This is a genomic window from Duganella sp. BJB476 (assembly GCF_003416895.1).
Lineage (GTDB): Bacteria > Pseudomonadota > Gammaproteobacteria > Burkholderiales > Burkholderiaceae_D > Rugamonas.
In genome coordinates this window covers 169005-194420 of sequence record NZ_QVIO01000001.1, presented here as the reverse complement: position 1 = coordinate 194420, position 25416 = coordinate 169005, and the positions used below count along the sequence as shown (strand labels likewise).

The 25416-nt window shown below is 65.4% G+C and carries 21 protein-coding genes; 11 read left to right on the top strand and 10 right to left on the bottom strand.

The genetic code is table 11. The annotated features are described in order from the left end of the window. Positions 1 to 126: 126 nt before the first annotated feature. The 5 genes from D0T21_RS00810 to D0T21_RS00790 all read left to right on the top strand — a co-directional run bounded on the left by D0T21_RS00810 (position 127) and on the right by D0T21_RS00790 (position 6200). Positions 127 to 1347: an efflux RND transporter periplasmic adaptor subunit gene (locus D0T21_RS00810; RefSeq protein ID WP_116987979.1), complete on the top strand. Its 1221-nt coding sequence runs from the start codon at positions 127 to 129 to the stop codon at positions 1345 to 1347. Further along, complete coding sequence (locus D0T21_RS00805; protein ID WP_116987978.1) at positions 1347 to 2045, top strand: ABC transporter ATP-binding protein; 699 nt, start codon at positions 1347 to 1349, stop codon at positions 2043 to 2045. Before D0T21_RS00810 ends, D0T21_RS00805 begins: the two co-directional genes overlap by 1 nt. A gap of 3 nt (positions 2046 to 2048) precedes the next feature. Then, entirely contained in the window at positions 2049 to 3206 is a 1158-nt protein-coding gene (locus tag D0T21_RS00800) for an ABC transporter permease (RefSeq protein WP_116987977.1), read from the top strand. Further along, the gene (locus D0T21_RS00795) at positions 3203 to 4369 is read left to right on the top strand and encodes an ABC transporter permease (RefSeq protein ID WP_116987976.1); all 1167 of its coding nucleotides are present in this window, start codon (positions 3203 to 3205) and stop codon (positions 4367 to 4369) included. The genes D0T21_RS00800 and D0T21_RS00795 overlap by 4 nt, the downstream gene beginning before the upstream one ends. Positions 4370 to 4487: 118 nt before the next feature. Next, positions 4488 to 6200, top strand: a complete 1713-nt coding sequence (locus D0T21_RS00790) for a sensor domain-containing diguanylate cyclase (protein WP_229211280.1) — start codon at positions 4488 to 4490, stop codon at positions 6198 to 6200. Positions 6201 to 6206: 6 nt separating this feature from the next. On the opposite strand, the gene maiA is transcribed toward D0T21_RS00790, so the two are convergent. The 4 genes from maiA to D0T21_RS00770 are packed head-to-tail and all read right to left on the bottom strand — an operon-like array spanning position 6207 to position 9769. Continuing rightward, positions 6207 to 6851 (bottom strand): maleylacetoacetate isomerase, encoded by a 645-nt coding sequence (gene maiA / locus D0T21_RS00785; RefSeq protein WP_116987974.1) that lies wholly within the window; start codon positions 6849 to 6851, stop codon positions 6207 to 6209. Continuing rightward, entirely contained in the window at positions 6848 to 8185 is a 1338-nt protein-coding gene (locus D0T21_RS00780) for an MFS transporter (protein WP_116987973.1), read from the bottom strand. Before D0T21_RS00780 ends, maiA begins: the two co-directional genes overlap by 4 nt. A gap of 28 nt (positions 8186 to 8213) precedes the next feature. Then, positions 8214 to 9236 carry a fumarylacetoacetate hydrolase family protein gene (locus D0T21_RS00775; RefSeq protein ID WP_116987972.1) on the bottom strand — a complete coding sequence of 341 codons (1023 nt, stop codon included), beginning with the start codon at positions 9234 to 9236 and terminating at the stop codon, positions 8214 to 8216. Next, positions 9233 to 9769 (bottom strand): VOC family protein, encoded by a 537-nt coding sequence (locus D0T21_RS00770; protein WP_116987971.1) that lies wholly within the window; start codon positions 9767 to 9769, stop codon positions 9233 to 9235. The genes D0T21_RS00775 and D0T21_RS00770 overlap by 4 nt, the downstream gene beginning before the upstream one ends. An 89-nt stretch (positions 9770 to 9858) precedes the next feature. Here D0T21_RS00770 and D0T21_RS00765 point away from each other — a divergent pair, with 89 nt between their 5' ends. Beyond that, positions 9859 to 10773: a LysR family transcriptional regulator gene (locus D0T21_RS00765; RefSeq protein WP_070268713.1), complete on the top strand. Its 915-nt coding sequence runs from the start codon at positions 9859 to 9861 to the stop codon at positions 10771 to 10773. A gap of 18 nt (positions 10774 to 10791) precedes the next feature. Then, positions 10792 to 11358: a gamma-glutamylcyclotransferase gene (locus D0T21_RS00760; RefSeq protein ID WP_116987970.1), complete on the top strand. Its 567-nt coding sequence runs from the start codon at positions 10792 to 10794 to the stop codon at positions 11356 to 11358. Here D0T21_RS00760 and D0T21_RS00755 read toward each other — a convergent pair. Then, complete coding sequence (locus D0T21_RS00755; RefSeq protein WP_116987969.1) at positions 11355 to 11981, bottom strand: TetR family transcriptional regulator; 627 nt, start codon at positions 11979 to 11981, stop codon at positions 11355 to 11357. The genes D0T21_RS00760 and D0T21_RS00755 overlap by 4 nt on opposite strands. A gap of 78 nt (positions 11982 to 12059) precedes the next feature. Here D0T21_RS00755 and D0T21_RS00750 point away from each other — a divergent pair, with 78 nt between their 5' ends. Then, positions 12060 to 12743 (top strand): O-methyltransferase, encoded by a 684-nt coding sequence (locus D0T21_RS00750; RefSeq protein WP_116987968.1) that lies wholly within the window; start codon positions 12060 to 12062, stop codon positions 12741 to 12743. On the opposite strand, the gene D0T21_RS00745 is transcribed toward D0T21_RS00750, so the two are convergent. After that, positions 12735 to 13892 (bottom strand): PA0069 family radical SAM protein, encoded by a 1158-nt coding sequence (locus tag D0T21_RS00745; protein ID WP_116987967.1) that lies wholly within the window; start codon positions 13890 to 13892, stop codon positions 12735 to 12737. The genes D0T21_RS00750 and D0T21_RS00745 overlap by 9 nt on opposite strands. Before the next feature lie 232 nt (positions 13893 to 14124). Between D0T21_RS00745 and D0T21_RS00740 the strand changes: the two genes are divergently transcribed. Genes D0T21_RS00740 through D0T21_RS00730 form a run of 3 tightly spaced genes read left to right on the top strand, consistent with a single transcriptional unit; the run spans position 14125 to position 19441 of the window. Continuing rightward, on the top strand, positions 14125 to 14706 hold the full coding sequence (locus D0T21_RS00740) for a DUF2760 domain-containing protein (protein ID WP_116987966.1): 582 nt from the start codon (positions 14125 to 14127) through the stop codon (positions 14704 to 14706). Further along, positions 14703 to 16556 (top strand): Hsp70 family protein, encoded by a 1854-nt coding sequence (locus D0T21_RS00735; RefSeq protein ID WP_116987965.1) that lies wholly within the window; start codon positions 14703 to 14705, stop codon positions 16554 to 16556. Before D0T21_RS00740 ends, D0T21_RS00735 begins: the two co-directional genes overlap by 4 nt. A 2-nt stretch (positions 16557 to 16558) precedes the next feature. Continuing rightward, positions 16559 to 19441 (top strand): Hsp70 family protein, encoded by a 2883-nt coding sequence (locus tag D0T21_RS00730; protein ID WP_116987964.1) that lies wholly within the window; start codon positions 16559 to 16561, stop codon positions 19439 to 19441. Here the strand turns inward: D0T21_RS00730 and D0T21_RS00725 are convergent. The 4 genes from D0T21_RS00725 to tssH form a co-directional block, all read right to left on the bottom strand. Further along, the gene (locus D0T21_RS00725; protein ID WP_116987963.1) at positions 19424 to 20092 is read right to left on the bottom strand and encodes a tRNA-uridine aminocarboxypropyltransferase; all 669 of its coding nucleotides are present in this window, start codon (positions 20090 to 20092) and stop codon (positions 19424 to 19426) included. The two genes, D0T21_RS00730 and D0T21_RS00725, sit on opposite strands and share 18 nt — an antisense overlap. Before the next feature lie 33 nt (positions 20093 to 20125). Beyond that, positions 20126 to 21832: a methyl-accepting chemotaxis protein gene (locus D0T21_RS00720; RefSeq protein ID WP_116987962.1), complete on the bottom strand. Its 1707-nt coding sequence runs from the start codon at positions 21830 to 21832 to the stop codon at positions 20126 to 20128. Positions 21833 to 21933: 101 nt separating this feature from the next. Beyond that, positions 21934 to 22800, bottom strand: a complete 867-nt coding sequence (gene tssA / locus D0T21_RS00715; RefSeq protein WP_116987961.1) for a type VI secretion system protein TssA — start codon at positions 22798 to 22800, stop codon at positions 21934 to 21936. Between the two features lie 14 nt (positions 22801 to 22814). After that, on the bottom strand, positions 22815 to 25415 hold the full coding sequence (gene tssH, locus D0T21_RS00710) for a type VI secretion system ATPase TssH (protein WP_116987960.1): 2601 nt from the start codon (positions 25413 to 25415) through the stop codon (positions 22815 to 22817). Position 25416: the final 1 nt, after the last annotated feature.

Sequence of the window (25416 nt, the reverse complement as noted above, 5' to 3'; positions counted from 1 at the left end):
GCCAAGCGGCGGACTCATTTGTGGCCAGCGTGCTACCGCAATTCAGCTTGCAGCGATCGGGATTTTCTAGCACTATTTGCTAACCATCTTGTCAACATTCATGCAATTTGAACTTGTGAGGCTTTCGTGGCGACTCCCGACATTTCCCGGCTGAAAATTGAACGCGGCGCGACCGTGCAGGTTCAGGGGCTGCGGTCCAGGCGCCGCCGCTGGATCAAGATCGCGGTGGTGATCATCGTCGTCGGCATCGGCGGCAAGGTCGCCATGGGCCAGCTCGGCGGCAAGACCAGCGTGGACACCGTAACCGTGGCGCAGACCTATCCCGCGCAGAGCTACACGCTGCTCAACGCCACCGGCTATGTGGTGGCGCAGCGCAAGGCGGCGCTGTCGTCCAAGGCCACCGGCCGGCTGGAGTGGCTGGGCGTGCTTGAAGGCAGCAAGGTCAAGAAAGACGAAGTCATCGCGCGCCTGGAAAACCGCGACGTCAGCGCCTCGCTGGGTCAGGCGCAGGCCAACGTCAAGGTGGCGCAGGCCAACCTGGAACAGGGCCAGGCCGAACTGCTGGACGCGCAGGCCAACTTCAAGCGCACCGCCGAGCTGCTGAGCCAGAAGTTCATCACCGCCTCCGCCTACGACACCGCGCAGGCGCGGCTGACCAAGGCCAAGGCCAATATCTCGGGCTACAACGCCGGCATCGCCGCCGCCAAGGCCAACGCACAGACAGCCCAGGTGGCGCTGGACCAGACGGTGATACGCGCGCCCTTCGACGGCGTGATCCTGACCAAGAACGCCAACGTCGGCGACAACATCACGCCCTTCTCCTCCGCCGCCGACAGCAAGGGCGCGGTGGTCACCATCGCCGACATGGATACGCTGGAGGTAGAGGCCGACGTCTCCGAATCAAACCTCAGCAAGATCCGCGTCGACCAGCCTACCGAAATCCTGCTCGACGCCTTCCCCGAACTGCACCTGGCCGGCACCGTCTCGCGCATGGTGCCGACCATGGACCGCAGCAAGGCGACCTTGCTGGTCAAGGTGCGCTTTGTCGACCGCGATCCGCGCGTGTTGCCGGACATGAGCGCCAAGGTGGCCTTCCTGTCGAAAGCCGTGCCGCCGGAGGACAAGCAGGCCGTCACCGCGGTGCAACCGGCCACCATCGTCACGCGCGACGGCAAAGCGGTGGTGTTCGTGATCGAAGGCGACAAGGTCAAACAGGTCGCCGTCACGCAGGGCCGCAAGATCGGCGAACTGGTCGAAGTAAAAGGCGTCAAGCCCGGCGACAAAGTGGTGATGACGCCGGACGCCAAACTGCACGACGGCGCCCCGGTCAGCCTGGCGAAAAAATAATGAGCGAACCACTGGTACTGATAGAACACCTGGTCAAGTCCTACCGCCGCGGCGACCAGGTGGTGGAGGTTCTGCGCGATATCAGCCTGGCGATACCGCCCGGCGATTTCACGGCGCTGATGGGCCCTTCCGGCTCCGGCAAAAGCACGCTGCTCAATCTCATCGCCGGCATCGACAAGCCGGACCGCGGCGTGCTGCGCATAGCCGGCCTCGACATCGCCGGCATGGGCGAGACCGACCTGGCGCGCTGGCGCGCCACCAACGTCGGCTTCATCTTCCAGTTCTACAACCTGATGCCGGTGCTGTCGGCGTTCGAGAACGTCGAACTACCGCTGCTGCTCACGCCCCTGTCGCGCCGCGAACGGCGCGAGCGCGTCGAGCTGACCTTGGAGATGGTCAACCTGGCCGACCGCATGGACCATACGCCGAACGAACTGTCCGGCGGCCAGCAGCAGCGCGTGGCGATCGCCCGCGCCATCGTCACCGACCCGACGATCATCGTGGCCGACGAACCGACCGGCGACCTGGATCGCAATTCCGCCACCGAGATCCTGGCCCTGCTCCAGCAACTGAACCAGCAGCTGGGCAAGACCATCATCATGGTCACGCACGACGCCAACGCGGCGGCGCAGGCGCGCACCATGATCCATCTCGAAAAAGGCGAATTGATCGCCGGCGAACCGGTCGTTACGGCCTAGACCATGTACACGCTGCGGCTGATCTTCAAGAACTCCATGCGCCACAAGCTGCGCACCTCGCTGACCATACTCGGCCTGGTGGTGGCTATCTTTTCCTTCGGGCTGCTGCAAACGGTGGTCGACGCCTGGTACGCCGGCGCCGAGGGCGCGTCCAACACCACGCTGGTCACGCGCAACAAGACCTCGCTGGTGTTCCCGCTGCCGCTGTCCTACCAGGCACGCATCCGCGCGGTGACCGGCGTGTCCGGCGTCGGCTTCGCCAACTGGTTCCAGGGCACTTACAAGGATCCGAAAAACTTCTTCGCGCAGTTCGCCATCTCCGGCGAGAGTTACCTGAACATCTATCCCGACTACCTGCTGCCGCCGGACGACCGCGCCGCCTTCCTCAAGGACCGCAAGGGCTGCATTGTCGGCCGCAAGCTGGCCGACCAATACGGCTTCAAGGTCGGCGACATCATTCCGCTCAAGGGCACCATCTACCCCGGCAACTGGGAGCTGGTGGTGCGCGGCATCTACGACGGCAAGCAAAGCACCACCAACACCGCCACCCTGTTCTTCCACTGGGACTACGTCAACGAGACGATGAAGAAGGTGGCGCCGCGCCGCTCCAACCAGATCGGCGTGTACGTGGTGCAGATCGACCAGCCGGAAAACGCCGCCGCCATTTCCTCCGCTGTCGACAAGGAGTTCGCCAACTCGCTGGCAGAAACACTGACCGAGACCGAGAAGGCATTCCAGCTGGGCTTCGTGTCGATGTCCGAAGCGATCGTGGTGGCGATCCGCGTGGTGTCGTTCGTGGTCATCATCATTATCGCGGCGGTGATGGCCAACACCATGGCCATGAGCGCGCGTGAGCGGCTGGGCGAGTACGCCACGCTGAAGGCGCTCGGCTTCGGCCCCGGCTTCCTGACGCTGATGATCCTGGGCGAATCGCTGCTGCTGTCGGCGTTCGGCGCGGCGATCGGCATCGTCATCCTGTTCCCGTTCGCGGCCTTCCTCGGCAAGGTGATGGGCACCATGTTCCCTGTATTTGAAGTGTCGCAGCTGACGGTGGTGCTGCAGCTGCTGGCGGCGCTGGCCATCGGCGCCGTCGCCGCCATCGCGCCGACGATACGGGCGGTGCGCATCAACATCGTCGACGGCTTGAGGAGCATAGGTTGAAGATCCCACTCTCCTACGTGGCCCGCAACCTGTGGGCGCGCCGCCTGACCACCACGCTGACCGGCGCCGGCCTGGCGCTGGTGGTGTTCGTGTTCGCCACGGTGTTGATGCTGGACGAGGGCCTGCGTAACACCATGGTCACCACCGGCGAATACGACAACGTGATCCTGATCCGCCGCTCGGCCGACACCGAAGTGCAGAGCGGCGTGGACCGCACCCAGGCCAGCGTGGCCTCCAGCCATCCGGCCATCGCGCTCGGCGCCGACGGCCAGCCCTTGCTGTCGAAGGAAACGGTGGTGCTCATCTCGCTCAACAAGCGCGGCTCGGCCAAGCCGTCCAACGTCATCATCCGTGGCATCTCGCAGCGCGGGCTGATGCTGCGGCCGCAGGTCAAGCTGACGGCCGGCCGCATGTTCCGCCCCGGCGCTTCCGAGATCATCGCCGGCGCCAGCATCGCGCGCCGCTTTGAGGGAGCCGGCATCGGCGAGACGCTGCGCTTCGGCCAGCGCGAATGGACCGTGGTCGGCCTGTTCGACGCCGGCAACAGCGGCTTCGATTCCGAGATCTGGGGCGACGCCGACCAGCTGATGCCGGCCTTCCGCCGCAACGCCTACTCGGCCATGGTGCTGCGGCTGGCCGACACCTCGCTGTTCGACGGCTTCAAGAAAGACATCGAAGCCGACCCGCGCCTGACGCTGGACGCCAAGCGCGAACAGACCTTCTACTCCGACCAATCGAAGGCGCTGTCCACTTTCATCAGCGTGCTGGGGCTGATCCTGTCGATCATCTTCTCGATCGGCGCGATGATAGGCGCCACCATCACCATGTACGCCTCGGTGGCCAACCGCGTCGGCGAAATCGGCACCTTGCGCGCGCTGGGCTTCCAGCGCCGCAGCATCCTGGCCGCCTTCCTGGCCGAGTCGATGCTGCTGGCGGTGCTGGGCGGCGCGCTGGGCCTGGCCTGCGCCTCGCTGATGCAGTTCCTGTCCTTCTCAACCACCAATTTCCAGTCCTTCTCCGAGCTGGCCTTCGGCTTCCGCCTGACGCCGGCGATCGTGGTCAAAACGCTCATGTTTTCGCTGGCGATGGGCATGGTCGGCGGCTTCCTGCCGGCGCTGCGCGCAGCCCGCATGAAAATCGTCGACGCCTTGCGCGCCGCATGACCAATGGCACCCCACACCGCACCGCTGCAGCAACAATAGTGAAAGAAAGCATGCTAGACTTGCCTGAATGCAAATTTCGCCGCATACGCCTTCTTTGCCTTCGGAATCACAGCCGACCATGCCGCACAAGGACCGCACACCTGCCGCGCACGGAACCGGGCCACGCCAACTCTGGCGCCGGCTACTGCTTTGCTGCGCCCTGCTGATGTCGATGCTGGCGGCGCCCGCATGGGCCGCCAGCGAGCGCAAGGTGCTGGTGCTATATTCGTTGGGATCCGATTCCGCGTCGGCCTGGCAGCGCCTGATCCACAAAGGCCTGTCGGCTGAACTGGCCGATAAAAACCTGACTTCCGCGCTGGGTATTTTCGAAGAACGCTTCGACGCCGTGCGCGTGGGCGATGAGCAGGCGCAGGCCGGTATGGAGCAGTACCTGCGCACCAAGTACGCCCACATCCAGTTCGACGCCATCATCACCGAGAACTACGTGGCGGCGCGCTTCCTCAGCGAGCGTCCCGACTTGTTCCGGGGCGTGCCGCGCCACTACATGAACCACGGCCGCCTGGACTGGACGCCGTCCGACGGCACCGCTTACCAGGTGCAGGCCAGCTTCGAACGCGCCATCGGCATCATCCCGCAGGTGGCGCCGCAAGTGCGGCACATCGTGGTGATCGGCGACAGCACGGAGCGCATGCAGGAGTCGGTGGTCGGCGTGCGCAAGGCGGCCGCCAGCTACGACAAGCAGATGCGCTTCGAATACTGGGATCAACTCAGCTACGACGAGATCTTCCGCCAGGCCGCGCTGCTGCGGCCCGGCAGCGCCATCTTCCTGCTGCCCACCTACCACGACAGCACCGGCGCGCGGCAACGGCCGGTGGACATCGCGCGCAGGCTGGCGGCCACCACGCAGGTGCCGGTGTTCACCAACTGGGAGGCCATCGTGGTGCCCGGCGTGGTTGGCGGCTACGTGGTCAGCGCCGAGCGCATCGGCCGCGCCATCGCCGCCATCCTGATGCAGCGGACGCCCGATGTCGCCGGCATTCCGGGCTACCTGTTCGACTATGGCGCCGTGCAGCGCTTCCACTTGCAGAACATTCCGCCGACGGCGCAATGGACCAACCGGCCGCGCAGCGTGTTCGAGGAATACCTGTGGCAGATACTGGCCGGCGCCACGCTGATCGTGCTGGAAGGGATATTGATTTCGGCGCTGATCGTCGCGCTGCGCGGGCGCCGCCAGACGCTGTCCGCGCTGCACGATGAGCGCAACCAGCTGGAAGCGAGGGTGATGCAACGCACGCTGGAGCTGATGATCGCCAACACCAAGCTGGAACAGCTGGCCACCACCGATCCGCTGACCGGCATCGGCAACCGTCGCCGCATGACGGAGCAGATCAACAAGGAACTGGAACGCAGCCGCCGCTTCAAGCATCCGCTGTCGCTGCTGATGGTTGATATCGACCACTTCAAGAACGTCAACGATGTCTATGGCCACGAGGCCGGCGACCGCGCCATCGTGGCGGTGGCCAAGGCGCTGGCGGGCGGCATGCGCAATATCGACATGGCGTCGCGCTTCGGCGGCGAGGAGTTTGTGCTGCTGATGCCGGAGACCGATATCGGCGTCGCCAGCGGCGCCGCCGAGCGTCTGCGCAGCGATGTCGCCGACCTGCGCATCGAGGGCGACAACGGTGAACTGATCGCGCTCACCGTCAGCATCGGCGTGGCGGCGTCGGCGCCGGAAGGGGCGCCGGACAGCGCCTCGTCGCTGATCTCGCGCGCCGACAAGGCGCTCTACCAGGCCAAGCACGAAGGGCGCGACCGGGTGGTCAGCGCCTGACGGCGCTTATTCCGCGTCCGGCTGCTGCGACGGGTGCGCCTGCTGGAAGGCCGGCAGTTCGGAGCAGGCCTCGAAGATGCGCATGATGGTCGGATACGGCGCCATGTCCACTCCGAAGCGCTGGGCCCCGAATACCTGCGGCACCAGGCAGCAGTCGGCCAGCGTTGGCGTGTCGCCGTGGCAGTAACGGCCGGTGCGCGCATCGTCGGCCAGCATGCGCTCCAGCGTCGCCATGCCGGTGCGCAGCCAGTGCTGCTGCCATTCCAGCTTGGCTTCTTCGGTCACCTTCAACTGGTTCTTCAGGTACTTCAGCACGCGCAGGTTGCCCAGCGGGTGAGTGTCGGCGGCCACCGTCAGCGCCAGCGCGCGCACGCGGGCGCGATCGGCCGCGGTGGTGGGCAGCAGCGGCACTTGCGGGCGCGTCTCCTCCAGGTATTCGATGATGGCCAACGACTGGCCGATCACGCTACCCTCATCGTCCAGCGTCGGCAGCAGCGCCGATGGATTGAGCGCGCGGTAGGACTCGGCGAGCTGTTCGCCGCCGTCGCGCAGCAGGTGGACCGGCACGGCGTCGTAGGCCAGGCCTTTCAGGTTCAGCGCAATGCGCACGCGGTAGGCTGCGGTGCTGCGGAAGTAGGTATAAAGCTTCATGCAAAGTCTCGTTCAAGAATTGGGGCTGCCTGCGGACGCTCCATCATCCACAGCATGGCGGCGGACAGCAGCGCCGGCACGGCGGCGATAATGAAGATGGTGCTGTTCGGCCAGTTCATGCGTATCAGCTCACCGCCCAGCACCGGGCCGATGATGGAGCCGACCCGGCCTACGCCCAGGCTCCAGCCGATGCCGGTGGAACGCAGCGTGGTCGGATAATAGTTGGCCGCCAGCGCATTGACGGCGGGCTGTCCACCAACGATGCAGAAGCCCGCCACCAGGATCGCCAGGCACAGGAAGGCCAGCGACGCTTCCGGACGGCCGATCAGTACGATCGCCACGGCGGCCACCAGGAAGCCAGGTATCAGCACGCGGCGGAAGCTGGAGCGGTCGATCAGTTGGCCCATCATCAGCGTGCCGATGGTGCCGCCGATCGGCAGGATGGTGCCGGCCAATACCGCCATGCTGGTCGACAGGCCGGCGCCCTTGAGGATGGTCGGCAGCCAGTTCGACAAGAAGTACAGGTTGAGCAGGTTGAGGAAGTTGACCAGCCAAAGCAGCACGGTGGTGCGCGCGCGGCCGTCGCGGAACAGCTCCGTCACCGAGCCGCGCTTGCCGGCCTTCTCATGCACCAGATAGCGGCTGCCCGCATGCACGGTGGACGATGGGTCGATGCGGCGCAACCACTGCACCACGCGCTCGACACGCTTGCCGCTCAGGACCACGTACTGCATCGACTCCGGCAGCATGAAGATCATCAGCACGCCGATCGCCAGCGGCATCACGCCACCGACATAGAACACCGACTGCCAGCCGAACGAAGGGATCAGCGCGGCCGAAGCCAGGCCACCGACCACGGCACCCACGGTGAAACCGCAGGAGACCAGCATCATCAGCGTGACGCGGCGGCGCGCAGGACTGTACTCGCCGGCCAGCGCCATCACGTTGGGCATGATGGCGCCCAGGCCGATGCCGGTGACGAAGCGCAGCCACTGCAGCTGCTCCAGCGTCGTGCACGAAGGCGTGAGCAGCATGCAGACCGAGAAGAACAAGGTCGCGACGATCAGCACCGGACGACGGCCGATTTTGTCGGCCATCACGCTGAACACCAGCGAGCCGGCCAGCATGCCGAACAGGCCCGCGCCGAACACCGGCCCCAGGCTGGCTTTGCTGACATGCCATTCCTGGATGATGGCCGGCGCCACGTAACCCATCGCCTGCACATCGAAGCCGTCCATCAGGATGCACAGGCCGCACAGCACATAGACGCCGATCTGGAAGGCGCTGATCTTGCTCTTATCGATGAGTGCGGGGATATCTACTGCTTGTTCCATCGTTGTCTCCTCCTGCCTCGCCGGCGCTTTAGCTGCGCTCTTGGTAGTGCGTGACGGTTTGCTTGATGGCGCCAAAGATGCTGGCGCCCTGCTCGTCCTTCATCTCGATGCGCACGCTGTCGCCGAATTTAAGGAAGCCGGTTTGCGGCTTGCCGCTTTCGATGGTCTCGTACATGCGCACCTCGGCCAGGCAGCAGTAGCCCACACCGCCGTTGGCGATGCTTGATCCGTGCAGGCTGCCCTGCTTGTTCGACACCGTGCCGGAACCGATGATGGTGCCGGCCGCCAGCTCACGCGTGGTGGCGGCGTGCGCCACCAGTTGCGCGAAGTTGAAGGTCATGTCTTCGCCGGCGTTCGGCTTGCCGAAAGGCTGCTGGTTCAGATCGACCAGCAGCGGCAGGTGCAGCTTGGTGTCGGCCCAATGCGCGCCCAGTTCGTCCGGCGTGACTGCCACAGGAGAGAAGGCGCTGGCGGCCTTGGACTGGAAGAAGCCGAAGCCCTTGGCCAGTTCGTTCGGGATCAGGTTGCGCAGCGAGACGTCGTTGACCAGCATGACCAGGCGGATCGCTTTTGCGCAGTCGCCGACGCTGGCGCCCATGCGCACATCGCCGGTGATGACGGCCACTTCGGCTTCCAGGTCGATGCCCCATTCTTCCGACAGCGCGAAGATCGGATCGCGCGGGCCGATGAAACTGTCCGAGCCGCCCTGGTACATCAGCGGGTCGGTGTAGAAGGAGGCCGGCACTTCGGCGTTGCGCGCCTTGCGCACCAGCTCAACGTGGTTGATGTAGGCCGAGCCGTCGGCCCATTGGTAGGCTCGCGGCAGCGGCGAGTGGCAATACTGCTGGTCGAACGGATGGGTGTCGATGGCGTCGCCGGCATTCAGCGAGGCGTAGACCTGCTCCAGGCGCGGCGACACCAGCTCCCAGTGGTCCAGCGCGTGCTGCAGCGTGGCGGAGATTTTCGGTACGTGCTGGTAGCGCGACAGGTCGCGGCTGACCACCACCAGGCGGCCATCGCGGCTGCCGTCTTTCAGGGTTGCGAGCTTCATGCCTTCACCTCCGGTGCGTGCATCCAGGCGGCGTGCTTGGGCGCCTTGCGGGTCTGCGACCACTCTTCCAGCATCTCCCATTTGACGGCGTCGAGCTTCTGCATCATCTCCGGCGTGCCGGTGTTGACCGCCAGTTCGAGGCGATGGCCGTTCGGGTCGAAGAAGTAGATCGATTTGAAGATGGTGTGGTTGATCGGTCCGATCACGCTGATGCCGCCGGCGACCAGGCGCTCCTTGGCGGCCAGTAGCTCGTCCATGGTCTCGACTTCCATCGCCAGGTGCTGCACCCAGGCCGGGGTGTTGTGGTCGCGGTCCATCGGCGCCTGGGTCGGCAGCTCGAAGAAGGCCAGCACGTTGCCGTGGCCGGCGTCCAGGAACACGTGCATGTACGGGTCCGGCGCCTTGGTGGACGGCACTTCGTCTTCGGCGATGGCCAGCACGAAGTTCATGTTCAGGTGTTTGACGTACCACTCGACGGTCTGCTTGGCGTCGATGCAGCGGTAGGCCACGTGGTGTATTTGCTTGATTTTCATGTTTGTCTCCAACTCAGTCATTCCGCATTAAATGCGAATTTCAGATATCATACAAACGATATTTTCCAGCTCACTTATCAGATTTTCCGATGAATCCTAGTTTGCGCCAGATGCGCGCCCTGGTGGCGCTCGCCAAAACCGGCAGCTTTACGCTGGCCGCCGAGCACCTCAATGTGACCCAATCCGCGCTCAGCGGCCAGATCAAGGAGCTGGAACAGATGCTGGGGGTGCGCGTCGTTGAGCGTACCACGCGCAAGGCGCAGTTGTCGGAGATCGGCCGCGAGCTCACGCCGCTGTTCGAGAAGATGCTGCAAGACCTGGACCGCGCCATGGCCGACATCGCCAGCCGCAAGGCGCTCAAGCAGGGTTCGGTGCGGGTGGCGGCGCCGCAGATGCTGTCCTGCACGCTGATACCGGAGGTGATCGCGGCCTACAAGGCGCGCTATCCGGACGTGCAGGTGTGGCTGGCCGACAGTCCGGTCGAGATGGTGTCGGCGCGGGTGTTCAGTGGCGAGGCCGACTTCGGCATCGGCCCGGACCGCGACACTACCGCAGAGATCGAGGCGCAGCCGCTGTTTGAGATGCCGTTTGTGGTGGTGTATCCGCCCGGCCATCCGCTGGAGCAGCGCAAGCGCATCACCTGGGCCGATGTGAACGAGTTTCCGCTGATTTCCTTGCAGGGACAGTTCACCGAGCGGCTGTTGCGCGACATGCACGCATCGTTCCGCGAGCAGTCGCTGAGCCCGTACAACGAGGTGACCTTCATGACCACCGCGCTGGCCATGGTGCATGCGCGGCTGGGCATCACGGTGTGCCTGCCGTATGCGGAAAAGATGGTGCAGCTGTATGGCTTGCAGATGCGGCCGCTGGAATCGCCGGCGCTGACGCGGCGATTCTTCGTCTATACCCGCAACGCACGGGCGCTGTCCCCTGCTGCCGAGAGCTTCGTCGCCTTCCTGCAAGAGTTTGCAGCGGCGCATCAGTGGAATGTGCCGCAGGGCTGAACGTTTTATAATTGACGCATGACAGCAGATACCATCGCCATCAATCAGAAGATGGACCAGTTCGACGGCCACCACAGCGTTTGGCTGTTCGGCTACGGCTCACTGATTTACAAGGCCGACTTCCCTTACCTCGAACGGCGTCCAGCCAGCATCGCCAATTGGACGCGGCGCTTCTGGCAAGGCTCGCACGACCATCGCGGCACGCCGGACGCGCCGGGCCGGGTCGTGACCATCATCGAAGAGCCCGGTGCGGTGTGCCACGGCATGGCCTACCTGGTGACGCCGGAAGTGTTCGCGCACCTGGACCATCGCGAGAAGAACGGTTACCTGCGACTGGCGATCGCCATCGCGTTCGAGGACGGCGACAGCGTCGAAGGACTGGTCTACATCGCCACACCGGACAACACGGCCTTCCTCGGCGCCGCCTCCGAGCAGGAGATCGCACAGCATATCGCCCGCTCCGCCGGACCCAGCGGGCCGAATAGCGACTACCTCAATCATCTGGCCAACGCGCTGCGCGAACTGGGCCGCCATGACCAGCATGTGTTTGAGATCGAACGCCATCTGGCCGCGCTGAAAAGCTAGCTGAGGTTGGCCAGGTAGGCGCACAGCATGTCGGCCAGCGCTTCCGAGTAGGTGTGGATCTCTTCCTTCGTGCGCGGCGTTTCCGAGAACTGTTTGCCGACCGAGCTGAAGGTCGTCATGACCAGATCGCCGGCCAATGTGCGCACGCTGTCCGTCGCTGTTGGCAGGACTTCGCGCATGAAGACCTCGATGATGCGGTCGGCCGTCGAGCGCGTCTCATGCGCTTCGGGCGTGTCGCGGTAGAACGGGGCGGCATCGTTGAGTGCGGTGCGGATCTCGGCCTCGTCGCACTCCGAGCGCAGGAAGGCGTGGACCAGGATGCGCAGCCGTTCCAGCGGCGGCTTCTGCTTGTCTTGCAGGATGTTGATCAGCATGTCGGTGGTTTCCCGCCACTCGTCGGCCTGCAGCCTGAACAGGATCGACGCCTTGTTCGGAAAGTACTGGTACACCGATCCCACGCTCACGCCGGCACGCTCGGCCACCCGCGTGGTGGTGAAGCGGCGCACGCCCTCCTTCGCCAAAACCTGAATAGCCGCTTCAAGAATGGCCGAAACCAGGTCCGCCGAACGCGCCTGTTTAGGCTTCCTGCGCGAGGAGATTGGGGCTTTTGCGGGGTCTGCCATAGGAGAGTTTCCGAATGCGAATATGAAACATGAAGGATTCTTCATATTATATCCATTCTTCATTCGAAAGGAATCACCATGACAACCCTGACCAACAACCCTGTAGCTTCCCTGCTCGACCGCCTGTTTGACGAAGCCGATGCCTTGCAGATCGCCGCGATTCCTGCCGTCGCCGAATTGTCCAAGGACGAGCGCGATCGCCTGATGCGCAGCAAAACCGAATACCTCAACCTCTACCATCGGCTGAAGGATGTGCCGCTGCCGGTATCGCGCCAGACCGGCGAGTTGCTGTACATGCTTGCGCGCGGCTGCCGTGCCCGCAATATCGTCGAGTTCGGCACGTCGTTCGGTATCTCGACCTTGTACCTGGCCGCCGCGCTGCGCGACAACGGCGGCGGGCATCTGATCACCAGCGAGTTCGAACCGACCAAGGTGGCGCGGGCGCGCGACCACCTGGAGCAAGGCGGCCTGCTCGACCTGGTGGACATCCGCGCCGGCGATGCGCTGGAAACGCTCGCCAGCGATCTGCCGGAACAGATCGACCTGCTGCTGCTCGACGGCGCCAAGGCGCTCTACCCCGAGATCCTCGGCCTGGTGCGAAGCCGCTTGCGGGCGGGCGCGCTCATCATCGCGGACAACGCCGACATGAATCCGGACTATGTGGCGCTGGTGCGTTCGCCTGCATCTGGCTTCATGTCGCTGCCGTTCGCGGAAGATGTTGAACTCTCCGTCTACACTGGTGCGATGGCCTCCTCAAAATAAATCCAGCTGCCCGGCGTCGGCCGCCGCCTTGGCGCGCGCGCCCAGCGGCGGCACCACCAGCGGGCGCGTAAACTGCGACGCGTCCATATTGTGAAAGCGGCTGCCGCGCCCGGTCAGGCCGAGACGTTCGGTGGCGATCTTGAAGCGCTGGCGTATCAGCTCGGCCCACACGCCCTCGCCTTTCATGCGGGCGCCGAAGTTGCTGTCGTAGTCTTTGCCACCGCGCATTTCACGCACACGGTTCATCACGCGCTGAGCCCGCTCCGGGAAGTGCGCTTGCAGCCACTGGTGGAACAGCGGCGCCACCTCCCACGGCAGGCGCAACACCGTGTAGTGGGCGCTGACGGCGCCGGCTTCCTTCACCGCTTCCAAAATGCGCTCCAGATCGGGCTCGGTGACGAAGGGGATGATGGGCGCGACGCTGACCGCGACCGGGATGCCGGCCTCGGTCAGCGTGCGGATCGTGCGCAGGCGGCGGGCGGGTGCGGCGGCGCGCGGCTCCAGCGTGCGCGCGATGGCCGGGTCCAGCGTGGTCAGCGTGATGGCGACGCCGGCCTGCTGCCTTGCCGCCATCGCCGACAGGATGTCGATATCGCGCTCGATCAGCGAGGACTTGGTGATCAGGCCAACCGGGTGCTGGCATTCCTGCAGCACCTCCAGCACGCGGCGGGTGAGCTTGCGTTCGCGCTCGCAGGGCTGGTAGGCGTCCGTGTTGACGCCGAGCGCGATCGACGACGGCTCGTAGCTGGCCTTGGCCAACTCGCGCCGCAGCACTTCCGGCGCGTTGATTTTGGCGAAGATCTTGCTCTCGAAGTCCATGCCGGGCGACAGGCCGAGATAGCTGTGCGTGGGCCGCGCGAAGCAATAAATGCATCCATGTTCGCAGCCCCGGTAGGGATTGAGCGACACGCTGAACGGCAAGTCCGGCGAGGCGTTGCGGCTGAGGATGGATTTGCAGAGCTCGTCCGTGACTTGCGTCTTCCAGGGCGCGGCTTCCTCCTCTTCACGGTCCCAGCCGTCATCATACGCCTCGCGCGCATGGACCTCGAACCGGCCTTGCAGGTTCGATACCGCGCCACGGCCTTTTTGCGCCTTCAGCGACGGCGGCGGCAGCATCACATGCTCTTGATTGTTTTCATCGTGGGACATCGTGGCACCAAACTACTGTATACATATACAGTATTCTAGGCGCTTAAAATGACGATATCAAGCGAAATATCAAAGGTGCATGCTTGCCTTCTTGGGAACCAAGTGATCAAGCTGGTATCATGCAGGGCTTCCGGGGGACGGAATTTCCCCGCGCCACGCGCGCCCCCCAACCCACACCTCGCCAGGATGCCGCCGATGCGGCGTCCCGGCTCACCCGATACGAGCAAATAAAATGAACAATTCGACACAACCATTGCCGTCTTTTTTTAGCCGGATTTCCATCGCGATCGGCGCGTTTTTCCGCGCCCTGTCCGACGCCGATTACGCCGCCCGCCTGACGCGCATCGACGATGCGCCGCAGCCAGCCGCCGCGCCAGTGGCTGCGCCCGCGCCCGCACCGGCTCCCGCGCCTGCGCCGACGCCGCTGCGCGTGGCCACGCCGGATGCCGCCTTGCAGCTTCTGAGCCTGTTCCAGCGCGAAGCGCGCCTGATCGACTTCACCCAGGAAAACCTGAGCGCCTATTCCGACGCCGACATCGGCGCCGCCGCACGCGTGGTGCATGAAGGCTGCAGCAAAGTGCTGCGCGAGCACTTCACCATCGAAGCGGTGCGCAGCGAGGCCGAAGGCAGCCGCGTGGTGCTGGAAGAAGGCTTCGACGCCAGGGCCGTGCGCCTGACCGGCAACGTGGTTGGCAGCGCGCCGTTCCGTGGCGCCTTGAGCCATCGCGGCTGGCGCGCCTCCAACGTGCGCCTGCCGAAACTGGCCGAAGCACACGATGCCGCCATCCTGGCGCCGGCGGAGGTGGAATTATGAGCGACCCACGCTACGCCATCGGCATCGACCTTGGCACCACGCACAGCGCGCTGTCCTATGTGGACCTGGGCGCCAGCGACGGCGAGAAAACCCAGCACGGCGTGCTGGCCATTCCGCAGCTGACCGCACCGGGCACGGTGGAAGAACTGCCGCTGCTGCCGTCCTTCCTTTACCTGCCGCACGCGGACGAACTGGCGCCGGGCGAATTGAGCCTGCCATGGCCGCAGTCGCCGGAAGAACAAACCGCCGTCGCCGGCGAGATGGCGCGCAGCCGTGGCGCCACCACGCCTATCCGCCTGGTCTCCAGCGCCAAGAGCTGGTTGAGCCATCCGGGCGTCGACCGCCGCTCCGCGCTGCTGCCGAACGACGCGCCGGAAGAAGTGTCGCGCGTCTCGCCGCTGGAAGCTTCGACCCGCTACCTGACGCACCTGCGCCAGGCATGGGAGCAGGCCTACCCTGACGCGCCGTTCGGCGAACAGGCAGTGACGGTAACGATCCCCGCATCGTTCGACCCCGGCGCGCGCGAACTGACGGCCGACGCGGCACGCGCCGCCGGCTACACCAACCTGACTTTGCTGGAAGAGCCGCAAGCGGCCCTGTACAGCTGGATCCAGGGCAGCGAAGGCCGCTGGCGCAAGGAAGTCAAGCCGGGCGACATCATTCTGGTAGTGGACGTGGGCGGCGGCACCAGCGACTTTTCGCTGATCGCAGTACTGGAACGCGACGGCGTGCTGGAACCGCACCGCATCGCGGTAGGCGACCACATTCTGCTCGGTGGCGACAATATGGACCTGGCGCTGGCGCATCTGGTGGCGCGCAAGCTGGCCGCCAACGGCACCCAGCTCGACGCCTGGCAAATGCGCGCGCTGACCTATGGCTGCCGCAGCGCCAAGGAAAAACTGCTGGCCGACGCCAGCGTCGATACCTGGCCTATCGTGGTGCCGAGCCGTGGCTCGAAACTGATCGGCGGTTCGATCCGCACCGAACTGACGCGCGACGAAGTGACCACCTTCATCCTCGACGGCTTCTTCCCGCAGGTGGAAGCGTCGGCCCGTCCGGCGGTGCGCACGCGCGCAGGCCTGACGCAGCTTGGCCTGCCGTATGCGCAGGACGCGGGCATCACGCGCCACCTGGCCGCCTTCCTGGCGCGCCAGTTGGGCGCGACCAGCGAACTGGAAGGCTACGTCGGCAAACAAAGCGCCGACGCGACCTTCCTGCATCCGACGGCGGTACTGTTCAACGGCGGCGTGTTCAAGTCGGACCTGCTGTCGCAACGCATCATGGGCGCCATCAACGACTGGCTGTACCTGGAAGGCTCCGAGCCTGCGCGCATGCTGGGCGGCGCGGACCTGGACCTGGCGGTGGCGCGCGGCGCGGCCTACTACAGCTATGTGCGTCGCGGCAGCGGCGTGCGCATTCGCGGCGGCACGGCGCGTGCCTACTACGTGGCGATCGAATCGTCGATGCCTGCCATCCCCGGCATGGAGCCGCCGATCCAGGCGCTGTGCGTGGCGCCGTTCGGCATGGAGGAAGGCAGCGAGATCGAACTGCCGAACCAGGAATTCGGCCTGGTGGTCGGTGAGCCGGTGCAGTTCCGCTTCTTCGGTTCGTCGGTGCGACGCCAGGACCAGATCGGCGACCTGCTGGACTTCTGGAGTGCCGATGAGCTGATCGAGTTGAACGAGATTCAGGCGACGCTGTCGCCGGAAGGCCGCCAGACCAGCGACGTGGTGCAGGTGCGCCTGCATGCGATGGCGACCGAGTCGGGCACCTTGGAACTGCAAGCGGTGGCCAACGACGGCCAGCGCTGGAAGGTGGAGTTCGACGTCCGCGCGGGTGCCCAAGCCTGAGCATGAGTCAATACGTCGTCAGCATCGATCTCGGCACCACCAATACGGTGCTGGCTTATTCGGAGCCGGACAGCGCGCAGATCCGGCTGTTCGAGATCGAGCAGCTGGTGGCGCCTGGCGAAGTCGGCGCCGGTGCGCTGCTGCCTTCGCTGCGCTATCACCCGGCGCAGGGCGAGCTGGCGGACGGCGACCTGCAACTGCCCTGGCCTTCGGCGGATGTCGCGGGCCTGTCGCAGGTCGTGGTAGGCCGCCTGGCGCGCAAGCTGGGCGCGCAGGTGCCGGGGCGACTGGTCTCCAGCGCCAAGAGCTGGCTGTCCCATCCCCAGGTGGACCGCATGGCGCCGATACTGCCGTGGGGCGCGGAGGCCGATGTGGCCAAGGTGTCGCCGGTGGCAGCCAGCGCCTCGTACCTGGCGCATGTGCGGGCGGCGTGGGACGCGCGCTTCCCTGCGCATCCGTTGGAACATCAACAGCTGGTGCTGACGATACCTGCGTCCTTTGACGAAGGCGCGCGCGCGTTGACGCTGGAGGCGGCGCGCCTGGCCGGCCTGCCCAGCCTGCGCTTGCTGGAGGAGCCGCAGGCGGCGTTTTACGACTGGCTGTTCCGCCAGCGCGCGACGTTGTCCACCGACCTGGCGGACACCCGCCTGGTACTGGTGTGCGACGTCGGCGGCGGCACCACCGACTTCAGTCTGATCAAAGTCGAAATGATCGAAGGCCAGCCGCAGATCAGCCGCATCGGCGTGGGCAACCACCTGATACTCGGCGGCGACAACATGGACCTGGCGCTGGCGCATCTGGTCGAGACGCGCATGGCGTCGAATACCGGCGGTGCGGCGACGCGCCTGTCCGCCAGCAGCCTGTCGCAACTGGCGGAACGCTGCAGGGCAGCAAAGGAGCTGCTGCTGGCGGCCGATGCGCCGGAGCGCACCACCGTTACCCTGCTCGGTTCCGGCTCGCGCCTGATCGGCGGTTCGCGCTCCGCCGACCTGACCCGCGAGGAAGTCGCAGCGATGGTAGTGGACGGATTCTTCCCCCTCAACGAACAGCAGGAACCCGCGCGGCGCGGCCGTGGCGCCATCGTCGAATTCGGCCTGCCCTACGCCAGCGACGCGGCAATCACGCGCCATCTCGCCAGCTTCCTGCGCCAGCACGCGGCGGCCGCGCGCGAGGCGCTGGGCATGGCGGCCGACGACCGCGCCGCCATCCCTATGCCGGACACGCTGCTGCTCAACGGCGGTGTGTTCCGCGCCGACGCGCTGGCCAGCCGTCTTGAGGCCACGCTGACCAACTGGCGCGGGCAGCCGCTGCAAGTTCTGCACAACGACAATCCGGATGTGGCAGTGGCGCGCGGCGGTGTCGCCTACGCGCTGGGTCAGGCCGGGCAAGCGCCGGTGATCGGTGGCGGCTCGCCGCGCAGCTACTTCCTGCTGCTCGATGACGAAGCGCGCCAGGACAAGCCACGCCGCGCGATCTGCATCCTGCCGCGCGGCAGTGTGGAGAACCGCGAGATCCTGCTGGTCGACCGCACTTTCGCGCTGCGCCTTGGCCGGCCGGTGCGCTTCCATCTGGCCTCGTCGATCTCCGAAGCCGCGCCGCCGCAAGCCGGTGAGCTGGTCGAGCTGCAAGCTGACGAATACATCCAGCTACCACCGATCGCCACCGTGCTGCGCGACAGCAGCAGCGCCGACGCACGCAAGGAGATCCCGGTACAGCTGGCCGCCACGCTGAGCGAAGTCGGCACACTCGACGTACATTGCGTCGCCATCGAAGGCGCACAGCGCTGGCTGCTGGAGTTCCAGCTGCGCGGCGAGTCCGCCGTTGATGATGGCGAAGCCGATACCGCAGCACCGCAGGAAGCGCCAATGCCGGCCGGCTTCGATGCCGCCATCGACAAGATAGACCGCATCTTCGGCAGCCGCGCGCAGCAAGTCGAGATCAAGGAAGTCAAGCAGCTGCGCGCGCAGCTCGAACACCTGCTGGGCAACCGCGAGAGCTGGGCCACGCCGTTGCTGCGCCGCCTGTTCGACGCGCTGATGCAGCGCACCAAAGGCCGCCGCCGCTCGTCCGAGCATGAACGCGCGTGGCTGAACCTGAGCGGTTATTGCCTGCGCCCCGGCTTTGGCTACACGCTGGACGAATGGCGCATCGAGCAGCTGTGGGCCATGTTCGACACCGGCATCCAGCACCACAAGGACAGCCAGGTCTGCGCCGAATGGTGGACGCTGTGGCGCCGCGTGGCCGGCGGCCTGAGTGTGGAAGCGCAACTGCGCGTGCTGGACGATTTCGCCTTCAACGTGCAGGCCGACGCACAGGAACGCGGACGCCGCCCGCACACGCTGGTCAACGGCAGCGAAGAAGACATGCTGCGCCTGGGCGCATCACTGGAACGCATCCCCGGCAACTACAAGGCCGAAATCGGCGCGTGGATGTTGGGGCAGCTGGAAGCGGCCACCAAGGCCGCCGTCAAAGCAGCCGCCAACAAAACCCGCAGCGCCGCAGCCGAAACCGGCAAGGCCGAAGCAGCACAGGCGCGCTTCCTGTGGGGCTTGAGCCGGGTCGGCGCGCGCCAGCCCTTCCACGGCAGTGCGCACGATGTGGTGGAGACGGCCGTCGTCGAGCAATGGCTGGCCGCGATCCTGTCGCTGGACTGGAAGAAGGTGGAGCCGGCCGGTTTCGCCGCAGCCCATCTGGCTCGCATGACGGGCGACCGTACCCGCGATATCGGCGAAACGCTGCGGACGGAAATCCTGCGGCGCCTTGCCGCCGTTGGCGCACCGGCCAACTGGAGCGCGATGGTGCGCGAGGTGGTGCAGCTCGATCAGGCCGACGAAAAACGCATGCTGGGCGAGGCCCTGCCCCCGGGCTTAAAGCTGATCGCCTGACGGCGGTCGCGCAACGTAGCCAGCCTGCTGCGCCACGAAGCCATCAAAGGCGTCGATCAATGGATTGAATTTGTTTATATCGTTTTCCAATTGGGCCAGCGCGTAGACCGTGGCCTCCAGCGTGGACAGCTGGTCCGGCAGGTGCGCCTTGCGGATCAGGTAGTGCGACGGCGGCGTATCGCGCAGCGGCAGGCGCGGCAAGGCTTGCAGCGCAGGATTCAGATACAGCATCTTGCGGCTTTTGCGCCAAGTCCCGTCCAGCACTACCAGGCGCAGAAGCTGCGGCTCGCGCAACCAGTCCACATCGAACGGCTGCGCTGCGGCCAGGCCGAGCGACTTGTCGGCCGCCGTGTCGGGATACAGCAGCACGCTGCGGCGCGCGGGCGACATCAGCGTCTGCAAGCGCTCAGGCGCGAAGGCTTCGCCCACTTCCAGGCGGCTGGCGGCCAGGCTCAGATGCAGCAGGCGCGCGCTGCCCTTGGCGTTGTTCACTTCCATTGGGTGTTGAAGGATCAGCACCTCCACCTGGTTCGGCAGCGCGGCTACCCAGCGGCAAATGCAGGTCTGCTGCGGACGCAGGCAGGTAGCGCACAGCGCGCGGGTGGAACGTGGAATGGATGGTGCGGCGGCGCCGTCGGTACTGGTCGTCATAGGCCACCATTGTACCGAAGGCGCCGAAGGTGCTTAGAACTCTTCCCAGTCGGATTCACTGGAAGCCACCGCCGCGCGTTTGGGCGCGGTCGCCAGCGCTTTCTTGGCGGGAGCTGCTGCCGCCGGCGCCGGACGGCGTGCAGGCACCGCCACACGCGGCCGCGCAGGCGGCAAAGCACGGGCCTGCGTCGCCATTTGCGACGCATCGAGCTTGAACACGCTGACCACGTCGGCCAGCTTGGCCGATTGCTCCTGCATCGATTCGGCCGCCGCCGCGGCTTCCTCCACCAGCGCCGCGTTCTGCTGCGTGACCTGATCCATCTGCGTGATCGCGTCGTTGACCTGCGCGATGCCGATGCTCTGCTCTTCGCTGGCGTGGCTGATCTGTGTCATGATCTGCGTGACACGGCTGATGCTGACGACGATCTCGCTCATGGTTTGGCCGGCCTTGTCGACCAGGTCCGAACCCTGCGCCACTTTTTGCACCGAGTCGTCGATCAAGCCCTTGATGTCCTTGGCCGCTGCGGCCGAGCGTTGCGCCAGGTTGCGCACCTCCGAGGCCACCACCGCGAAGCCGCGTCCCTGTTCGCCGGCGCGCGCCGCTTCCACGGCTGCGTTCAAGGCCAGGATATTGGTCTGGAAGGCGATGCTGTCGATGACCGAAATGATGTCGACGATCTTGCGCGACGAGTCGTTGATCGAGCCCATGGTGCTGACCACTTCACCCACCACGGCGCCGCCACGGCTGGCGATCTCCGACGCGGTGACGGCCAGCTTGTTAGCCTCGCGCGCGTTCTCGGCGTTGAAGCGCACGGTCGATGTCAGCTCCTCCATCGAGGAGGCGGTTTCCTGCAAGGAGCTGGCCTGCTGCTCGGTGCGCGACGACAGGTCGTGGTTGCCGGCGGCGATCTCGGTGGAAGCGTTGGCCATCAAGTCGGTACCGTTGCGCACCTGGCCGACGATGTTGACCAGGTTCGTGTTCATGGTTTTGAGGGCGCTCATCAACTGGCCGGTTTCATCGTTGCTGCTGACCTGGATGTCGCTGGTCAGGTCACCCGATGACACGGTCTCCGCCACTTTCACAGCTTCGTTGATCGGATTGGTGATGGTGCGCGTGATCCACCATGCGGCGAATACGCCCATGATAATCGCTGCCAATCCCAGCAACACCAGCAAGGTGCGGCCGCTGGTGTACTGCTGCTGGATTTCGACTGCCGCCTGGTCCAGCAATTCCGCCTGCTTGTCGGCGAATTTTTTCAGCGCGTCGAGGTAGAGGATACGGCTTTGCGCCATGTCGCCTTCGTACAGGCTCTTGCCCTTTTCCAGATCGCCGGCATTTTTGGCGGCGAAGACGGCCTTGCGGATCTCGGTGTAGGTCTTGCGGGTATCAAGCACCTTCTTGAACAAGGGCTTGAGCTCCTCGTCCTCGATGCTGGCGCCGATCTGGTCCTGGATCTTGGTCGCGCGACCGGAGGACTCTGCCATCATGCCTTCCAGTTTCTTCTGGTCGGCGGGATCGGCGACCATCCAGGCGCCGGTGGTGCGGGCGGCGTTCACTTCGATGATCTTGCCCCACTCGGCGATGAGCCGCTCGTCGCGGATCTTCTCGTTGATCATGTGGTCGGTCAGCGCACTGGCGCTGCTCAACCGGAGGATGCCGATGATGGTCATTGCCGTCAGCATCAACAGGATGAGTGAAAAGCCGAAACCGAGGCGAGTGCCAATTTTCAGGTTGTTCATAGCAGTCCTCAAAATGGAGATGGATGGGCCTTTAAATCCATGCTAGCACCATTTAAGGGAAAACTATAGCCTCAAAGGAAATATTTCTTCAAGGATATTACTCACTCGCTGGCGGTTTGCGCGCCCAACAACTCTTCGACTCTGGAGATGGCGGCAGGGTCCTTGATCACTGCCCGCAGCCAGACGTGCAGCGGCATGTCGCCCCAGCTGGCAGCTTTGTCGGCCAGGTAGGCGACGGGGCTGTGCGGCTCGGTGCGGCGGAAGAAATCGGCGACCACCCGCAGCTGCGCCAGCGCCTGGCGACGGTCCTGCGGCGTCCCGCTGGCAACCACGGCCACCTGGCCGGCCGGGGCGTCACCGGCGGCCGCCAATATCGGCACGCTCCCCACCGGAGCCACACTTCGGATCACGGCCAGCAGACAGTCCTTGGCGGCGCTGAAGCCCGGCCCCTCCGCGCCCAGACGCTGGTCGACGATGCCTTCCAGGCCCGTGAGCATGGCGAGGCAGTATTCGGCGTCAGGCAGCAGCGCCGCGCCTTCCGTCAGCGGCATCTCCTTGACCAGCGGCGGCGTGCGGGCCAGAAGCCAGAACAGGTTGCCGATGCGCTGTTCGTAGTCGCCGTCGTCGGCGCCCGGGTACATGCCGTCCCAATAGTGCTCGCACAATCCGCTCAACACCGCGTAGCCGTCGCCCAGGCCACGCAGGCCGCGCGTCTTGGCGAAGGCCTCGGCCAGCCACACCGCCAGCCGCATGTCCTTGCTGCGGCTGGCGATCATGCCGGCGCTGCGGCTGGCGACCAGCGGCCAATCGGCTTCCCTCAAGGCGGAGATCCATTCGCCCTGGTCCAGCGTGGGGTCGTCGTGCACGCGCGCCTGCGCGATCTGGTCCACCTCCGCGCTGAAGGCGACGTCCTCGCCGCAGGGTTGCGCTGCGCTGATGGGCTGTAGCAGTTGAACGATGCTGAACATGGTTCGCCTCCGGACTATTTGATAGTGTATTTGAACTGGCCCTGCTTGTTGGCGCCGACCTTGATCTTGCCGATGGCGGCGCCTTCCGACATCCGCTGCAGCACTGCCTCGGCGATCTCCGGCAGCAGGCTGCCGTTGAGGATATGGTCGACGTTGCGGGCGCCGGAATCGACTTCGGTGCAGCGTGCCAGCACCGCTTCGATCAGCGCCTGGTCGTAGCTGAATTCCGCGTGGTGGTGATCGCGGATGCGCTGGCCGATGCGATCCAGCTTGAGCGCGATGATCTGCACCAGCACCGCGTCCGGTATCGGGTAGTACGGCACCACTTTCAGGCGGCCCAGGAAGGCCGGCTTGAAATGTTTGACCAAGTGTGGCCGTAGCAGCGCTTCAAGCGCGGCCTCGGTCGGCGACGTTTCCTGGTTCAGGCAAGCCTGCATGATGGCGGCCGAGCCGGCGTTGGAGGTGGCGATGATGATGGTGTTGCGGAAGTCGATTTCGCGCCCCTCCGCATCGTCCATCACGCCCTTGTCGAAGACCTGGAAAAACAGCTCGGTCACGTCCGGGTGGGCCTTTTCGATTTCGTCCAGCAGCACCACGCTGTAGGGATTGCGGCGCACCGCTTCGGTCAGCACGCCGCCCTGCCCATAGCCGACGTAACCGGGCGGCGAGCCTTTCAGGCCGGAGACGCTGTGCGCCTCCTGGTATTCGCTCATGTTGATGGTGAGGAGCTTGCGTTCGCCGCCGTACAAAAGGTCCGCCAGCGCCAGCGCGGTTTCGGTCTTGCCAACGCCGGATGGGCCGACGAACAGGAATACGCCCTTGGGTTTGTTGGGGTCGTCCAGGTTGGCGCGCGCGGTGCGCACGCGCTGGGCCACTGCGGCGATGGCGTGGTCCTGGCCGAGGATGCGCGTCTGTAGCGCATCCTGGAGTTTGAGCACGGTGCGGATCTCGTCCTTGACCATTTTCCCCAGCGGTATGCCGGTCCAGCCGGAGACGATGGCGGCGACGGTGGCGGCGTCCACGTCCACCGGCACCATCGGCGCTTCGCCTTGCAGCGCCGCCAGCTCCGCGCGTAGAGCATGGGTCTGCGCCGCGCCGTTGGTGGCGGCACGTTCACGCGCGATGGCGGCGACGATCGATTGCTCGCGTTGCCAGCGCTCGTTGTGCTGTGCGTGTTCCACCTTGAGCTTCGCATACGCTTCGTCCAACTGGCGCAGGCGCTGCGCGTGCGCGTGACCATCGTCCTCGCGTTTCAAGGCGGCGATTTCAACGCACAGGCGTTCCATGCTCCTGGCGGCGTTCTCCAGCAGCGCCGGCGTTCCGCTCTGCGCCAGCGCGACACGCGCGCAGGCGGTATCGAGCACGCTGACCGCCTTGTCTGGCAACTGGCGGCCGCTGATGTAGCGGTGCGACAGCCGCACCGCTTCGGTCACGGCCTCGTCGCGGATGCGGATGCCGAAGTGCCGTTCCATCAGCGGCGTCATGGCGCGCAGCATGGCGCTGGCGATTTCCTCGCTTGGCTCATCGACCTTGACCACCTGGAAGCGCCGCGCCAGCGCGGCATCCTTCTCGAAGTACTTCTTGTATTCGCTCCAGGTGGTCGCGGCGATGGTGCGCAACTCGCCCCGCGCCAAAGCCGGCTTGAGCAAGTTGGCCGCATCGTTCTGGCCCGCCTGGCCGCCCGCGCCTATCATCGTGTGGGCTTCGTCGATGAACAGGATGATGGCGTGCGGACTTTGCTTGACCTCGTCGATGACGTTCTTCAGGCGATTTTCAAACTCGCCCTTGACGCTGGCCCCTGCCTGCAACAGGCCCATATCCAGCGTGCGGATCTCCACGCCCTTCAGCACGTCCGGCACGTCGCTGGCGGCGATGCGCAGCGCCAGCCCTTCCACCACGGCGGTCTTGCCGACGCCGGCCTCGCCAGTCAGGATGGGATTGTTCTGGCGGCGGCGCATCAGGATATCGATGGCCTGGCGGATCTCAGCTTCGCGGCCGATGACGGGATCGAGCTTGCCGCTGCGCGCCAACTGCGTCAGGCTGGTAGTGTACTGATCGAGCGCCGGCGTGCGCGGGCTGCCCTGCGGCGCCAGGTCGGCAAGCGTGGTGGCGGTGGTTGCGTCGGCTGCGGCCGTTTCTTCCTGCGAGCCATGGGTATATTTCTCCAGCTTGTGCTTGACCTCATCGATGGGAATCTCTCCGAACAGCGGCGAGGCGCGCTGCGCCAGCTGCGACAACTCCGGCTCCGTCAGCAGCGCCACCAGCAGGTGCGCGCTGCGGATGCGATCCGGCTGTGGCGTGGCCAGCGATGCGATCAGCCACGCGTGCTCCAGCAGCAGCGGCAACTGCCGCGAGAACACCGGAGTGCGGGTGCTGCCAGTCTTGAACTGGCTGACTTCATGGTGCAGGTCCGCCTCCAGCGCCTCGGTGCTGACGCAGCATTGGCGGGCGATCAGCGCCACATCGCAGCGCTCCTGCTCCAGCAAGGCCAGGAACAGATGTTCGACCTCCACTTCATACTGGCCCAGCGCCACGCAGATGCTGGCGGCGCGCGTGGCGGCCAGGCGGGTGGTGTCATTGAGCTTGCCGATCAGGGTTTTCAGGTTGAGATTCATG